We start from the raw sequence: 15442 nt of genomic DNA, 5'->3' as shown, positions 1-15442 counted from the left end.
GCAGCACCCGCCCGGGCCCGGGTCCGCGACCGGTGTCGGCCGCGGACCCGTGTCGCTCAGCGGGCGAGCAGGTCGTCCACCAGCTCGGCGACGCGGTCCGCGACGTCCGCGACCGGCACCTGCTCGGCCTGCGGCCCGCCCTCGACCGCCACGCGCGGGCGCACCTCGACGACGCCGTCCGCGAGCCCGCGGCCCACGACCACGACCAGCGGCACGCCCAGCAGCTCCGCGTCCGCGAACTTCACGCCGGGCGAGACCTTCGGGCGGTCGTCGTAGAGCACCTCGACGCCGCGGGAGTCGAGCGTGCGGGCGATCGACTCGGCGGCCTCGAACACGGCCGCGTCCTTGCCGGTGGCGACGACGTGCACGTGGGCCGGCGCGACCCCGGCGGGCCAGGCGAGGCCCTTGTCGTCGTTGTTCGCCTCCGCGAGCGCCGCGAGCACCCGGGTCACGCCGATGCCGTACGAGCCCATCGTGACGACCCGGGCCTTGCCGTTCTGGTCGAGGACCGTCAGGCCGAGCGCCTGGGCGTACTTGCGGCCCAGCTGGAAGATGTGGCCGATCTCGATGCCGCGTGCGAGCTCCAGCGGGCCGGAGCCGTCGGGTGCCTCGTCGCCGGCCCGCACCTCGGCGGCCTCGACGGTGCCGTCCGCGGTGAAGTCGCGGCCGGCCACGAGGTCGAACACGTGCCTGCCGTGCTGGTCCGCGCCGGTGATCCACCGGGTGCCGGCCACGACGCGCGGGTCGAGCAGGTACCGCACCGCGGTGCGCCCCTCCTCGCCGAGGGCCAGGCCCTGCGGGTTAGGGCCGAGCACGCCGGGGCCGATGTAGCCCTTGACCAGCTCGGGGTGCGCGGCGAAGTCGGCCTCGACGGCGGGCTCGACCTCGGCGGGGGCCACGGCGGCCTCCAGGCGCTTGAGGTCGACCTCGCGGTCCCCGGGCAGCCCGACGACCAGGAGCTCGCGCTCCCCCGTCGGGTGCGCGAGCGCGAGCACGACGTTCTTCAGCGTGTCGGCACCGGTCCACGGCCGGTCGGCGCGGGCGAACCGCTCGTTGGCGACCGCGACGAGCGCGTCGATCGTCGGGGTGTCGGGGGTGTCCTCGACGTGCGCCGCCGGGGCGTCGTCGTAGGGCAGCGCGTCGGGCACGACGGTGGTGACGGCCTCGACGTTCGCCGCGTAGCCGCCGGGCGAGCGCACGAAGGTGTCCTCGCCGATCGCCGTCGGGTTGAGGAACTCCTCGGACCGCGACCCGCCCATCGCGCCGGACGTGGCCGCGACGATGACGTACTCGAGGCCGAGGCGCTCGAAGATCCGCTGGTACGCGGCGCGCTGCGCCTGGTAGGACGCCTCCAGGCCCTCGTCGTCGAGGTCGAACGAGTACGCGTCCTTCATGATGAACTCGCGCCCGCGGATCAGCCCCGCGCGCGGGCGGGCCTCGTCGCGGTACTTGGTCTGCACCTGGAACAGCGTCAGCGGCAGGTCCTTGTACGAGGAGTACAGGTCCTTGACCAGGAGCGTGAACATCTCCTCGTGCGTGGGGGCGAGCAGGTAGTCGTTCTCGCGACGGTCCTGCAGCCGGAACAGGTTCGGCCCGTACTCCGTCCAGCGGCCCGTGGCCTCGTACGGCTCGCGGGGCAGCAGCGCAGGGAAGTGCACCTCCTGGGCGCCCGCGGCGGCCATCTCCTCGCGCACGACCTGCTCGACCTTGCCCAGCACCCGCAGACCCAGCGGGAGCCAGGTGTAGATGCCGGGGGCGGCGCGGCGGATGTACCCGGCGCGGACGAGCAGCCGGTGGCTGGCCACCTCCGCGTCGGCCGGGTCCTCGCGCAGGGTGCGGACGAACAGCGTGGACAGGCGTAGCAGCATGCCCCGCAGCCTAGTGCGCGCACCGCCCCCGGGGTGCCGCGCGCCGGGGTGCCGCGCGGCCGGGGTCTGCGCCACCATGAGGGCATGCCCGAGCTGCCCGAGGTCGAGTCGCTGGTCGTGTTCCTGCGCGGTCGCACGGTGGGACGCACCGTCACCGGGGTCGAGGTCGGCGCGATCAGCGCGCTGAAGACGTTCCGACCCGGCCCGGACGACCTGGTCGGCGGCGAGGTCGTGTCCGCCGACCGGCACGGCAAGTGGCTCGACCTGGGCGTGCGGCCCGCGTCGGGCGGGGACGCGCTGCACCTGGTGTTCCACCTCGCCCGGGCCGGCTGGCTCCGCTGGTCCGAGGAGCTGTCGACGAACCCCGTGCGCCCCGGGCGGTCGCCCCTCGCGCTGCGCGTCCGGCTCGACGACGGGTCGGGGTTCGACCTGACCGAGGCCGGCACCCGCAAGCGGCTGGCGGTGCACGTGGTCGCGGACCCGGCGCAGGTCCCGCCGGTCGCGACGCTGGGCGTCGAGCCGCTGTCCCCGGAGTTCACGCCCGAGCGGCTCGGCGAGCTGATGGCCGCCCGCAACCAGCAGGTCAAGGGGCTGCTGCGGGACCAGGGCACGATCGCGGGCATCGGCAACGCCTACTCCGACGAGATCCTGCTGGTCGCGCGCACCAGCCCGTTCGCGCTGACCCGGTCGTTCGACGCCGACAGGGTCGCCCGGCTGCACGCCGCGACCGTCGGGGTGCTGCGCGAGGCCGTCGCGACCGCCGCGGGCCGCCCGGCGGCAGAGCTCAAGGACGCCAAGCGGCGCGGGATGCGGGTGCACGGCCGCACCGGCGAGCCGTGCCCCGGCTGGGACGGCGTGCCGTGCGGGGACACCGTGCACGAGGTCTCGTTCGCGGACTCGTCGCTGCAGTACTGCCCGACCTGCCAGACCGGCGGGACGCCGCTCGCCGACCGGCGGATGTCGCGGCTGCTGCGCTGACCCCGGGACCCTTCACCGCACGCGCACAGGATCGGACCGGAGGCTGCACCCCGCCGCCGCGCGACGGCACCGCCCCGGTCCCTAGCCTCGGAGGATGGCCTCTGCGATCACCCGGCACCGCCGCGCCGTCACCCGGCAGGTGCGCCACGCCCGACCGCCGCGCACGCGCCGCCGCGTCGCCCGGACCGCGGCCCTGACGGCCGCGGTGCTCGCGCTGGGCGGCACGTCCGGTGCGGCCGCGATGTACGCGCAGGTGACCGGCGGCATCGAGAAGGCCGACGTGGACGCCTTCCTCGGCGACGACCGCGCACCCGAGCCCGAGGCCGACCCCGTCGACGGGTACGCCGGGCGGGCGCTGAACATCCTGGTGATGGGCACCGACTCCCGCGACGGCGAGAACGCCGCCCTCGCGGGCGAGACGGACGGCATGCGGTCCGACACCACCGTGCTCGTGCACCTGTCCGCGGACCGCAGCCGGGTCGACCTGGTCTCGGTCCCCCGCGACTCCCTGGTGCGCATGCCGTCCTGCACGCTCGAGGACGGGACCACGACCGAGCCGCGCAGCTCCGTGATGTTCAACGAGGCGTTCACCGTCGGCGCCGGGGACACCGGGAACCTCGCCGCCGCGGCCGCGTGCACCCGGCTCACGCTCGAGGAGAACACGGGTCTGCGGACCGACGAGAGCATCGTCGTGAAGATGGACGGCGTCCGGGACGTCATCGACGCGCTCGGTGGCGTGCCGATGGACCTGCCCGAGGCGATGGACTCCCCCAAGGCCAACCTGCACGTGCCCGCGGGCCCGCAGGTGTTCGACGGCACCACCGCGCTCGCGTTCCTGCGTGCGCGGACCGGCACCGGCAACGGGCTGGAGACCGGCTCGGACCTGTCCCGGATCGAGCGCCAGCAGCAGCTGGTCGACGCGCTGGCCGCCGAGGTCCAGGGCACCGACGTGCTGTCCGACGCCGGCAGCCTGCTGCCGCTGCTGACCAGCGTCACCCGCTCGCTGTCCATCAGCTCCGGCCTGGCCGACGTGCGCTCGCTCGCCGGCCTCGCGCTGACGCTGCGCGACGTGGACCCGGCGAGCCTGGCGCCCGTCACGGTGCCGACCGTCCCCGCCGCGTCGGACAAGTACCGGGTCGAGTGGACCGACGAGGCCGACGAGATCTGGGCCCGGCTCGCCGCGGACCAGCCGCTGACGGACGCGCCGGACCCCACCGCGACGGGCACGGCGACCGGCACCGCCTCCGCGACGCCGTAGGTCAGACGTTCCCGGCGACCGTGCGGCGGGCGTCCTTCGCGACGAACAGGTCCGCGTCGGCGCGGTCGAGCAGGCTGCGCACCGAGTCGGCGGGACCGAGCGAGGCGACCCCCGCGCTGGTCGAGAGCGCCACGTGGGGTGCCGCGCCTGCCGCCCACCGGCGGGCCGCGTCCTCGTCGCGCCCCGGCAGCACCACGATGAACTCGTCGCCACCGACCCGCCCGAGGAACGCCGCCGGCGGGAGCGCCGCGCGCCACGCCGCGGTGAGCTCCGCCAGCAGGTCGTCGGCGCCGAGGTGGCCGTACCGGTCGTTCACGACCTTGAAGTCGTCGACGTCGAACGCGACCACGCTCAGCGGCGCCCCGGTCCGCAGGGCGCGCGGGACGACGTCGACCACGCGGTCGTAGAAGGCACCCCGGTTCAGCGCCCCCGTCAGGTGGTCGGTCCGGGCCTGCTGCCGCAACCGGCCCGACTGGTGCGCCATCAGCCACGACGACAGCAGCGCCATCGCGCTGGACACGACCACGATGACCGGGTGCACCGGCGCGGGGGCGAACGTCGCGGACAGGGCGATCGCAGCCACCACCACCCCGGCGACCACGGCGGCCCGCCGTCGTTCCAGCGCGTAGGCCGCGAACTGGCCCGCGACGACGAACCCGAGCGCGAACACCACGACCCCCTGCGCGGTGCGGCACGTCGTGACCAGCACGGCCGAGACGACGATGCCCGCGATCAGCACGGCCTGCGTGCTGCGCTGGTGCACCGGCAGCGCGAGGAGCACCGAGCAGAGCACGACGTCGACGGCCGACACCACGAGCCACCACTGCGTGGGCGAGTACGGGTCGGCGGGCCACACCCCGCCCAGCGCCGTGACCACCGCCATCACCAGCAGCCCGATCACGAGGTGGTCGCGCGCCGAGACCTCGGGGTCCTCCCCTGGTCCCTCCTGGCCGCCGCGCATGCCTCCCCCATCGGAAAGCGGTGCCCGTGACTGGACCGCTGAATCGGGTGAAACGGGGTGAACGGGGCATCGTGACCGAGCGCTCACCGCGCCCGGCCTCAGAACAGCACCGTCGCGTACGTCCCGACCTGGCGGAAGCCCACGGCGCGGTAGGCCGCGAGCGCGCGCTCGTTGTAGTGGTTCGCGTACAGCGACACCGTGGGTGCCAGATCGCGGCGGGCGGCCGCGACGACGGCGGCCATGCCCGACTCCGACAGCCGCTCGCCACGGCGCGAGGGCTCGACCCACACGCCCTGCACCTGCGCGACCCCGCCCGCGACCGCGCCGATCTCCGCCTTGAACACCACCTGCGGGCCGGACGCGCCGGGCTCCAGCCGGACGAACGACCGGCCGTCCCGGATCAGCGACCGCACCCGGGACTCGTACGCCCCGCCCGTGCCGCCGACCGGCGAGTACCCGACCTCCTCGGTGAACATCCGCACGCACGCGGGCAGCACGAGGTCGTACTCGTCGGGGGTGGACCGGCGTACCGCCGGGTCGGCCGGCACGCGGGGGTCGCCGTCGATGACCATCGACGGCTGGTCGGCGCGCACCTCTCGGACCGACCCCCACGCCGGCTGCAGCCGATCCCAGAGCCCGAGCACCACCGCGGCGTCGCCGACCAGCGACGAACACCGCCGGCCCTGCGCGCGCCCGAGCGCGGCGAACGCGTCGAGCGCGTCCGCGCGGACGGTCGGGTCGGGCACCACGGGGACGACGTTCGCGCCCGCCCAGCAGATAGCGGCGAGGGTGCCGTCCACCTCGTAGCCCCAGAGCTGCCCGCCGACGCGCCGGAGCCCCGCGAGCGTCGCCTGCTCGAGTCGGGCCGTGGCCAGCACCGCCGCCACCGGGTCGCGGCCGCAGACCGCGAGCGCGCGCGCCAGGTCCTGCTCGCCGAGCACCCGGCCCGCACCGGGGCCGACGCGGACGTCACCGGAGGCCGGGCCCTCCCACAGCCCACGCACGGCGCGTCAGCCGACCGTCACCACGGGGCCGCCGACGGCGCCGGGTTCGGCGGCCGCCATCTCGTCCGCCAGCTTCATCGCCTCGTCGATCAGCGTCTCCACGATCGCGTGCTCCGGCACCGTGCGCACGACCTGCCCGCGCACGAAGATCTGCCCCTTGCCGTTGCCGGAGGCCACGCCGAGGTCGGCCTCCCGCGCCTCGCCGGGGCCGTTGACGACGCAGCCCATCACCGCGACGCGCAGCGGCACCTCCAGCCCCTCCAGGCCCGCGGTGACCCGCTCAGCCAGGGAGTACACGTCGACCTGGGCCCGGCCGCAGGAGGGGCAGGACACGATCTCCAGCTTGCGGGGGCGCAGGTTGAGCGACTGCAGGATCTGGATCCCGACCTTGACCTCCTCGACCGGCGGCGCGGACAGGGAGACGCGGATCGTGTCGCCGATCCCCTTGCTCAGCAGCGCGCCGAACGCGGTCGCGGACTTGATCGTGCCCTGGAACGCCGGGCCCGCCTCGGTGACCCCGAGGTGCAGCGGCCAGTCGCCGCGCTCGGACAGCAGCTCGTAGGCGCGCACCATGACGACCGGGTCGTTGTGCTTCACGGAGATCTTGAAGTCGTGGAAGTCGTGCTCCTCGAACAGGGACGCCTCCCACACCGCGGACTCGACGAGCGCCTCCGGGGTCGCCTTGCCGTACTTCTCGAGCAGGCGGGGGTCGAGCGACCCGGCGTTCACGCCGATCCGCAGCGACACCCCCGCGGCCTGCGCGGCGCGGGCGATCTCGCCGACCTGGTCGTCGAACTTGCGGATGTTGCCCGGGTTGACCCGGACGGCCGCGCAGCCGGCGTCGATCGCGGCGAACACGTACCGCGGCTGGAAGTGGATGTCCGCGATCACCGGGATCTGCGACTTGCGGGCGATGGCGGGCAGCGCGTCGGCGTCGTCCTGGGTCGGGACGGCGACCCGCACGATGTCGCAGCCCGCGGCGGTCAGCTCGGCGATCTGCTGCAGCGTCGCGTTGACGTCGGTGGTCGGCGTCGTGGTCATCGACTGCACGCTGACCGGGGCGTCACCGCCGACCTCGACGGTGCCGACGCGGATCTTGCGGGTCGGACGCCGGGGGGCCAGCACGGGTGCGGGCGCCTCCGGCATGCCGAGGCTGATCGGGATGCTCACCGGGTCATCATCGCACCGCGCCGGGGCCGCGGCCCGTCAACCCAGCGACACCGGCGCGACGACGTCCGCGTACGCGAGGAGCAGGCCCATCCCGCCGAGCACGACGAACACCGCGAGCGCCAGCGGCTGCAGCCGGGCGGCGTCCGCGGGCCGCGGGCGGGGCAGCCGGCGCAGGCGCGCGACCTGCCGCTTCAGCCCCTCCCAGAGCGCCGCGGCGACGTGGCCGCCGTCGAGCGGCACCAGCGGGATCAGGTTGAAGACGAACAGGGCGATGTTGAGCGACGCGAGGATCGAGAGCATCGACGCGACCCGCTCGGCGACGCCGAGCCCGGCCACGTCCGCGGACGCGACCTCGCCGGCGAGCCGGACGACGCCCACCGGGCCGAGGACGCTGCTGGAGTCCCGCTCGGCGCCGCCGAAGGCGCTCTGCGCGACGCCGACCAGGTTGGTCGGCAGGGTGACGACGGCCTTGCCGGTCTGCCAGAGCGCGTCGGCGGTCACGGTGACCACCTCGGACACGGGCTGGCGCTGCAGCTCGGTCCCGGGGCTGATCCCGAGGAACCCGACCTCGGAGGTCACCGGGTCGCCCGCGTCGTCGAGGACCACGGCGCCGTCGTCGCCGACGACCGGTCGCTCGGCGACCACCGGCGTCACGGTGAGCTCCACCCGCTCTCCGTCGCGCTCCACGACCACCGGGACCGCCTCGGCGCCCGTGCCGCGGATCATGCCGCTGAGCTGCTCCCAGGACTCCACCGGGGCGCCGTCGTAGGCGACGACGGTGTCTCCGGGTCGCAGGCCGGCCTCGGCACCGGGGGCCGCGGGGTCGGCGTCGGTGCACTCCGTGGCGGTGGACGACGCGGGCAGGACGCACTGGCTGACCGCGGACAGCGTGGTGCTGGACCCGAGCGTGCCGATGCCGACGTAGACCACCGCGAGCAGCACGACGGCGATCACCAGGTTCATCACCGGGCCGCCGAGCATGACGACGAGCTTCTTCGGGGTGGACAGCCGGTAGAACGCCCGGTGGTCCTCCCCCGGCCGGATCTCCTCCGCGCTCGCCTCACGGGCGTCGGCGGCCATCCGGCTGAAGAACCCGCGCACCGGCGGGTTCCCGACGGCCTCGGGCGTCGGGTACATGCCGATCAGCCGCACGTAGCCGCCCAGCGGGATCGCCTTGACGCCGTACTCGGTCTCCCCGCGGGTGCGCGACCACAGCGTCGGGCCGAACCCGACGAAGTACTGGCTCACCCGCACGCCGAACCGCTTCGCGGGGACCATGTGGCCGACCTCGTGCAGGGCGATGGACGCGAGGATGCCCAGGACGAGGACGACGACGCCGATCACGTACGCCATGACGCTCCGTTCGGAAGGTGGTGCACGGCGCGGGGACCGTGGTTCAGCGGGCCGACCCGGGTGCGGCCGACCCCCCATCCTGCCCCGTCCGGCTGGACGCCGGCTGGACGTCGGCCGCGTGGCCCGCGTGATCCGGGTGATCCGCGTGATCGGCGGGGCCCGCGTGATCGGCGCGGCCCGCGTGCCCGGGTTCGTCGGGCTCGACCTCGACGCGGTCCCGCCCGGCGCGCTTGGCCCGGTACATCAGCGCGTCGACGCGGGCGATCGCCGCGCGCGGGTCCTCCCCCGGGCGCAGGGCGGTGACGCCGAGGCTCGCGGTCACGTCGACGGGCACCTCGCGCCGGACCGTGACCGGCACCGCGGCGCGCAGCCGCTCGGCCAGCACGGCACCGTCCGCCACCGCCATGCCCGGGGCGACGACCAGGAACTCCTCGCCGCCGAGGCGCGCCACCAGGTCGCCCGAGCGCACCTGCCCCTCCAGGGCCCGCGCGACGGCCACCAGCACCCGGTCCCCGACGGCGTGGCCGTGCAGGTCGTTGACGGCCTTGAACCGGTCGAGGTCGAGGAACACCAGCGCCACCGGCAGCCCCGAGCCCACGACCCGCGCCTGGTACGCGATCTCGTCCTCCAGCCGACGACGGTTCGCCGCGCCGGTCAGCGGGTCGCGCGACGCGATCTCCCGCATCGACGCGGCCTCCGCGCTGGCGACCTCCGCGACCAGGAACGCCCGAGCCGCGTGCTCTTTGGTCCGGGACAGCACCCAGACCATCGCCGCGAGCACCGCGAGGTACACCGCGTAGCGCAGCAGGTCGACGACGTGGTCACCGGTCGCGGCCGTCCGGGGCCCCCGCAGCAGGCCGACCAGCCCGGCCACCACGGCGAGCGCGACCAGGGCCCCGGCGTGCAGCACGGCGAACCGCGTCGGGTAGACGAGGTAGCCGATCACGACGAACAGGGCGAACCCCATGAACGTCGTCGGGAACAGCGCGGCCCACCCGTCCGCGCTGCTCAGCAGGCGTGCGGCCATCACCGCGAGCCACAGCGTGTCGAGCCCCGCGAGCACCAGCCGCGACACCACGACGGTCGCCTCGGGCCGGCGCAGCACCAGCCACCCGAACAGCAGCACCACCGCGAGCAGGAACGGCGAGACACCCCGCAGCAGCGCGTCGTCCCACCGCAGGACCAGGACCGCGACCACGGCGACGGCACCCAGCCCCAGGCACGCCAGCAGCACCCGCCGGATCAGGCCGGTGGTCGGGTCCCCGGACCGGCGGGCCAGGGGCAGCTCGCGGTGCGGCGGGGCGGGTGCGGTGCCGGGCGTGGCGGTGCCGGGCGTGGCGGTGCCGGGCGTGGCGGTGCTCGGCGGGGCGGGCGTGGGCGAGGCGGTCATGGGCGAGGCGCTCTCGGGTCGGCTGGTGCACGCACGCTACCGCCGCGCGGGCGCCGTCGGCAGGGTGGGAGCCCGGGATCACCCGCTGGCCCGCCCACCGGCCCGCGCGCCCGTCCGCCCGCCGGACCGCCCGCCGAGACAGGACCTCCGCGCCGAGGAAGGACGCCCCACCGCCCTTTCTCGGCGCGCCGGACCTGTCTCGGCGTCGGCACCGGGTCTGCGCCGGCACCGGGTCTGCGCCGGGGCCGGCGTGCCGGACGGTCAGCGCGCCGCGACGAGCTCCCGGGCCCGGGCCCGCGCGCGGTCCTCGGCCGCGTGCACGTCGGCGAGGTCCCGCACCGGGCCGCCGTCGTGCTCGGCGAGCACCGCCTCGACCGTCGCGATGACGTCCAGGAACCCGAGTCGGCCGTCGAGGAACGCCGCGACCGCCTCCTCGTTGGCGGCGTTGTAGACCGCGGGGTGCGTCGGCGAAGCGGCGACCGCGGCCCGCGCGAGCGCGACCGCCCCGAACACGTCCTCGTCGAGCGGCTCGAACGTCCACGACGTCGCCCGCGTCCAGTCGCACGCAGTGACCGCGTCGGGCAGCCGCTCGGGCCAGGACAGCCCGAGCGCGATCGGCAGCCGCATGTCCGGCGGCGAGGCCTGGGCGATCGTCGACCCGTCGGCGAACTCGACCATCGAGTGCACGACGGACTGCGGGTGCACGACGACCTCGATGTCCGCGACCGGCACGTCGAACAGCAGGTGCGCCTCGATCAGCTCCAGGCCCTTGTTCACCATCGTCGCGGAGTTCACCGTGACCACGGGGCCCATCGACCAGGTCGGGTGCGCGAGCGCCTGCTCCGGCGTGACGTCGGCGAGCTCGGCACGGGTCCGGCCCCGGAACGGCCCGCCCGACGCGGTCAGCACGAGCCGACGCACCTCCCCGCGGGTGCCGCCGCGCAGCGCCTGCGCGAGGGCGGAGTGCTCGGAGTCGACCGGCACGACCTGGCCCGGGCGCTGGACCGCGGCGCGCACCAGGGGCCCGCCGGCGACCAGGGACTCCTTGTTGGCCAGCGCCAGCGTGCTGCCCGCGCCGAGGGCGGCGAGCGTCGGGCCCAGACCGACCGACCCGGTGATGCCGTTGAGCACCACGTCCGCGCCCCGGGCGGCGAGCTGCGCGGCGGCGTCGGGCCCGGTCAGCACCTCGACGCCCATCTGCCGCAGCCCCGCGTCGGCGGAGGCGCGGACCAGCTCGGCGAACACGGTGCCTGCGGCGTCCGGGTCGGCGACCGCGACGGTCTGCGCGCCGAGCGCCACCGCCTGCCGCGCGAGGGCCGCGGGGTCGGCTCCGCCGGCGCTGAGGCCGGTGACCTGGAACCGCTCGGGGTTCCGCGAGATCACGTCGACGGCCTGGGTGCCGATCGATCCGGTGGAGCCGAGCAGGACGACGGTACGGGGGCTCATCCGCCCCATCCTGCCGGACGGTGCGCTACTCGGCGGCGAGCAGCACGTCCACGGCGCGCTCGAGGAACGCGTCCACGGGCGCCTCGGCGTACGCGCCCGAGCCCTTCTTCCGCGCGAACACCGCCGAGCGCACGTCCTGCGCGGCCAGCGGCGCGTTCGAGTCGAAGTACGCGACGAGCCGGTGGCACAGCGCGTCCACGTCGGAGGCGAGGTACCCGGCCTGCCGACCCTTCGGCGCGTCGAACCGCTCGCCGTCGGCGCGGGTCAGCCGGCCGTACAGGGTGCGGGCCTGCTCGGCGAGGTGCTCGAGCCAGGCCTGCCGCCCGCGCTCGGCGATGAAGTCGGCACGGGCGCGCGCGACGAACGCGGCCTCGAGCCGGTCGAGCGCCGCGTCCACGGCGGTCGTCGAGTAGCCGTGCCGGACCAGGTCGAACGCGACGGTGCGCACGTCCTTGCTCGACAGCGCGCCGGCGGGGCCCTGCTCGTACACGGTCCGCGCGTGCGTGAAGAAGTCGTCGACCTCCTCGGGGTGGTAGCCCGTCCGCACCCCGGTCACCCGCCGGAACATGGCCCCGCCGCTCATGCGTCCTCCTCCGCGGCCAGCTGGCCGCATGCACCGTCGATGTCGCTGCCACGGGTGTCGCGGACGGTGGTCGGGATCCCGTGTGCGCGCAAGCGTGCCACGAACTCGGCCTCGACCGCGGGATCGCTCGCGGTCCACTTCGAGCCGGGCGTCGGGTTCAGCGGGATGGGGTTGCAGTGCACCCAGCCGCGGCCCCGGCGGTTGAGCTCCGTGCCGAGCAGGTCGGCGCGCCATGCCTGGTCGTTGATGTCCCGCATGAGCGCGTACTCGATGGACACCCGGCGCCCGGTCGCCTGGAAGTACTCGTAGGCGGCGTCGATCGTCTCCTTGACGCTCCACCGGGTGTTGATCGGCACGAGCTCGTTGCGCAGCTCGTCGTCGGGCGCGTGCAGCGACAGCGCCAGGGTGACGGGGATGCCCTCCTTGGCGAGCTTGCGCATCGCGGGCACCAGGCCGACGGTCGACACCGTGATGTTGCGGGCCGACATCCCGAAGCCCTCCGGCACGGGCGCGACCATGCGCCGCACCGTCTCCATCACGGTCTTGTAGTTCGCGAGCGGTTCGCCCATGCCCATGAACACGACGTTCGACAGCCGGGTCTCGCCGCCGGGGATCTCCCCCGCCGCGAGGGACGCCGCCGCGCTGCGCACCTGCTCGACGACCTCGGCCGTCGACAGGTTGCGCGTCAGGCCGAGCTGGCCGGTCGCGCAGAACGGGCAGGCCATCCCGCAGCCGGCCTGGCTGGACACGCACAGCGTCGAGCGGTGCGCGTACCGCATGAGCACCGACTCGACCTTGGCGCCGTCGAACAGGTGCCACAGCGTCTTGACGGTGGTGCCGCCGTCCGCCTGCATCGTCCGGGCGGCGGTCAGCAGCTCGGGGAACAGCGCCTCGACGAGCTTGTCGCGGCTCGCCGCGGGCAGGTCGGTCATCGCCGCCGGGTCCGCGGTCAGGTGGCTGAAGTAGTGCGTCGCCAGCTGCTTGGCGCGCAGCGGCTTCTCGCCGAGCGCGGTGACGGCCTCGACGCGCTCCTCGGGGGTGAGGTCCACGAAGTGCTTCGGCGGCTTGCCGCGGGCTCCCCGGGTGGGGGCCGACAGGTTGAGTGCGACGGGCGTGGCGCTCACGCGGTCCTCCTCGGGGTGGTTCGTGCGGATGGGTGCGGGTGGTGCGCGGTGGCCGTCAGGAGACGACGGGCTGGAGCGTGTGCAGCAGCAGGAACACGACGGGGGCGGCGAGCAGCATCGAGTCGATCCGGTCGAGCACGCCACCGTGGCCGGGCAGGAGCGTGCCCATGTCCTTCAGCTCGAGGTCCCGCTTGATCATCGACTCCCCCAGGTCGCCCAGCGTGGCGACGGCGACCGTCGCGACACCCAGCAGCGCACCGAGGGCGGGGTCCCCGTCGAACATGAAGTGGATCCCGAGGACGCCGATCACGCACGCCAGGACGACCGAGCCGAGCAGACCCTCCCAGGTCTTCTTCGGGCTGACGGACGGCGCCAGCGGGTGCCGCCCGATCAGGACGCCCACCACGTAGCCGCCGGTGTCGTTCGCGACGCAGAGCAGGATGAACAGGGCGACGCGCAGGGCGCCGTCCTCCTCCGCGAGCAGCAGCATCACGAAGCCGGCCATCAGCGGCAGGTACGCCGCGGCGAACACCCCCGCGGTGGCGTCGCGCACCGCACGCGGCCCGCTCCCGTCCAGCACCCGCCAGACGACGATGCCGCCCACGGTGAGCACGAACGCGACGAACAGCGCCTCCATGCCCGCGACGTACGCGGAGACCAGGATCCCGACGTCACCGACGATCAGGGGCGCGACCGGGATCCCGACGCCGCGACGGGCGAAGGCGTTCGCGAGCTCCCAGAGCCCGGCGCCGACGGCGACGACCGCCACGACCCCGAACAGCTCCTTGCGCAGGAACAGGGACGCCGCGACGGCGATCAGCAGGGCGACGCCGACGGCGACGGCGACGGGGAGGTCGCGCCCGGCACGCGAGGTGCCGGGCGCCGGGGCGACGGCGGGGTGGGACGACATCAGACCTCGAGCAGCTCGTTCTCCTTGGAGGAGAGCAGCGCGTCGACCAGCTCGACGTGCCGCTTCGTCAGGGCCTCGAGCTCCTTCTCGGCGCGCGTGACCTCGTCCTCGCCGGCCTCGCCGTCCTTGACCAGGCGGTCGAGCTCGTCCTTGGCCCGACGACGGATGTTGCGCAGGGAGACGCGCGAGTCCTCCGCCTTGTTCTTGGCGAGCTTCACGAACTCCTTGCGGCGCTCCGTGGTGAGCGCGGGCAGGCTCACCCGGATGACGTTGCCGTCGTTCGTCGGGTTCACGCCCAGGTCGGAGTCGCGCAGCGCCTTCTCGATGCCCTGCATGGCCGACTTGTCGAACGGCGTGATGAGGATGGTGCGCGCCTCGGTCACGTTGAACGACGCCAGCTGCTGCAGCGGCGTCGGGCTGCCGTAGTAGTCGACCGTGATCTTGTTGAACATCGCCGCGTTCGCACGACCGGTGCGGATGGCGGCGAAGTCCTCCTTGGCGACCTCGACGGCCTTGTCCATCTTCTCCTCGGCCTCGAGGAGGATCTCGTCGATCACGGTTGCTCCTTAGCGTTGCTGGGTGCTGGCGTCTGGCTCGTCAGTCCTCGGTGACCAGCGTGCCGATCTTCTCACCCCGGAGGACGCGGGTGACGTTGCCGGGCTCCTCGAGCCCGAAGACGCGCATCCGCACGCCGTTGTCGCGGCACATCGACAGGGCCGTGGAGTCCATGACCCCGAGCTCCTGGACGATCGCCTCGGTGTAGGTCAGGTGGTCGAGCTTGACCGCCGTCGGGTCGGTGCGCGGGTCCGCGGAGTAGACGCCGTCCACCCCGTTCTTGCCCATGAGCACCTCGTCGCAGTGCGTCTCGAGGGCGCGCTGCACGCAGACGGTGTCGGTCGAGAAGTACGGCATGCCGGCGCCGGCGCCGAAGATGACGACGCGGCCCTTCTCCATGTGCCGGATGGCGCGCAGCGGGATGTACGGCTCGGCGACCTGACCCATGGTGATGGCGGTCTGCACGCGCGTGTCCACGCCGGCCTGCTCCAGGAAGTCCTGCAGCGCCAGGCAGTTCATGACCGTGCCGAGCATGCCCATGTAGTCGGCACGCGCCCGGTCCAGGCCGTTCTGCGCGAGCTCGGCACCCCGGAAGAAGTTGCCGCCGCCGCAGACGATCGCGACCTGGACGCCGTCGGCGACCGCCGCGCTGATCTCGGCCGCGACCCGCCGGACCACGTGCGGGTCCAGGCCGATCGAGCCGCCGCCGAACGCCTCGCCCGAGAGCTTCAGCAGCACCCGGCGGGCATGGGTCTCGTCGGTCACGGGGAACCTCCAGGTCGTCGGCGGGGATGGTGCGAGACGATCTCGCGCCGGTGGCCCCGGCCCTCGCGGGCCGGGGC

The 15442-nt window shown here is 74.5% G+C and carries 14 protein-coding genes; 2 read left to right on the top strand and 12 right to left on the bottom strand.

The window, feature by feature from the left end:
* Positions 1-56 precede the first annotated feature (56 nt).
* Positions 57-1868 carry a proline--tRNA ligase gene (locus ACFVXN_RS03640; RefSeq protein WP_389227377.1) on the bottom strand — a complete coding sequence of 604 codons (1812 nt, stop codon included), beginning with the start codon at positions 1866-1868 and terminating at the stop codon, positions 57-59.
* A gap of 84 nt (positions 1869-1952) precedes the next feature.
* Here ACFVXN_RS03640 and ACFVXN_RS03635 point away from each other — a divergent pair, with 84 nt between their 5' ends.
* Positions 1953-2846 carry an Fpg/Nei family DNA glycosylase gene (locus tag ACFVXN_RS03635; protein ID WP_389227374.1) on the top strand — a complete coding sequence of 298 codons (894 nt, stop codon included), beginning with the start codon at positions 1953-1955 and terminating at the stop codon, positions 2844-2846.
* A gap of 94 nt (positions 2847-2940) precedes the next feature.
* On the top strand, positions 2941-4104 hold the full coding sequence (locus tag ACFVXN_RS03630; protein WP_389227371.1) for an LCP family protein: 1164 nt from the start codon (positions 2941-2943) through the stop codon (positions 4102-4104).
* A gap of 1 nt (position 4105) precedes the next feature.
* Here ACFVXN_RS03630 and ACFVXN_RS03625 read toward each other — a convergent pair whose 3' ends face one another.
* The 11 genes from ACFVXN_RS03625 to pyrH form a co-directional block, all read right to left on the bottom strand.
* Positions 4106-5065, bottom strand: a complete 960-nt coding sequence (locus tag ACFVXN_RS03625; RefSeq protein ID WP_389227368.1) for a GGDEF domain-containing protein — start codon at positions 5063-5065, stop codon at positions 4106-4108.
* Positions 5066-5163: 98 nt separating this feature from the next.
* On the bottom strand, positions 5164-6069 hold the full coding sequence (locus tag ACFVXN_RS03620; protein WP_389227365.1) for a DUF4081 domain-containing protein: 906 nt from the start codon (positions 6067-6069) through the stop codon (positions 5164-5166).
* Between the two features lie 6 nt (positions 6070-6075).
* Positions 6076-7239 (bottom strand): flavodoxin-dependent (E)-4-hydroxy-3-methylbut-2-enyl-diphosphate synthase, encoded by a 1164-nt coding sequence (ispG, locus tag ACFVXN_RS03615; RefSeq protein ID WP_389227363.1) that lies wholly within the window; start codon positions 7237-7239, stop codon positions 6076-6078.
* 36 nt (positions 7240-7275) lie between these two features.
* Positions 7276-8592, bottom strand: a complete 1317-nt coding sequence (locus tag ACFVXN_RS03610; RefSeq protein ID WP_389227361.1) for a M50 family metallopeptidase — start codon at positions 8590-8592, stop codon at positions 7276-7278.
* Positions 8593-8635: 43 nt separating this feature from the next.
* Positions 8636-9982, bottom strand: coding sequence for a GGDEF domain-containing protein (locus ACFVXN_RS03605; protein WP_389227359.1), 1347 nt, complete (start codon positions 9980-9982; stop codon positions 8636-8638).
* A 261-nt stretch (positions 9983-10243) separates the two neighbouring features.
* Positions 10244-11428 (bottom strand): 1-deoxy-D-xylulose-5-phosphate reductoisomerase, encoded by a 1185-nt coding sequence (dxr, locus tag ACFVXN_RS03600; protein WP_389227357.1) that lies wholly within the window; start codon positions 11426-11428, stop codon positions 10244-10246.
* 25 nt (positions 11429-11453) lie between these two features.
* Positions 11454-12011, bottom strand: a complete 558-nt coding sequence (locus ACFVXN_RS03595) for a DivIVA domain-containing protein (protein ID WP_389227355.1) — start codon at positions 12009-12011, stop codon at positions 11454-11456.
* Positions 12008-13135: a 23S rRNA (adenine(2503)-C(2))-methyltransferase RlmN gene (gene rlmN / locus ACFVXN_RS03590; RefSeq protein WP_389227352.1), complete on the bottom strand. Its 1128-nt coding sequence runs from the start codon at positions 13133-13135 to the stop codon at positions 12008-12010. The genes ACFVXN_RS03595 and rlmN overlap by 4 nt, the downstream gene beginning before the upstream one ends.
* Positions 13136-13190: 55 nt before the next feature.
* Positions 13191-14045: a phosphatidate cytidylyltransferase gene (locus ACFVXN_RS03585; protein ID WP_389227349.1), complete on the bottom strand. Its 855-nt coding sequence runs from the start codon at positions 14043-14045 to the stop codon at positions 13191-13193.
* Complete coding sequence (gene frr, locus ACFVXN_RS03580) at positions 14045-14602, bottom strand: ribosome recycling factor (RefSeq protein WP_389227346.1); 558 nt, start codon at positions 14600-14602, stop codon at positions 14045-14047. The genes ACFVXN_RS03585 and frr overlap by 1 nt, the downstream gene beginning before the upstream one ends.
* 40 nt (positions 14603-14642) lie before the next feature.
* Positions 14643-15365 carry a UMP kinase gene (pyrH, locus tag ACFVXN_RS03575; RefSeq protein ID WP_389227343.1) on the bottom strand — a complete coding sequence of 241 codons (723 nt, stop codon included), beginning with the start codon at positions 15363-15365 and terminating at the stop codon, positions 14643-14645.
* Between the last annotated feature and the right edge of the window lie 77 nt (positions 15366-15442).

The organism is Cellulomonas sp. NPDC058312, assembly GCF_042880135.1.
Lineage (GTDB): Bacteria > Actinomycetota > Actinomycetes > Actinomycetales > Cellulomonadaceae > Cellulomonas.
This window is presented reverse-complemented; position numbering and strand designations above follow the sequence as displayed.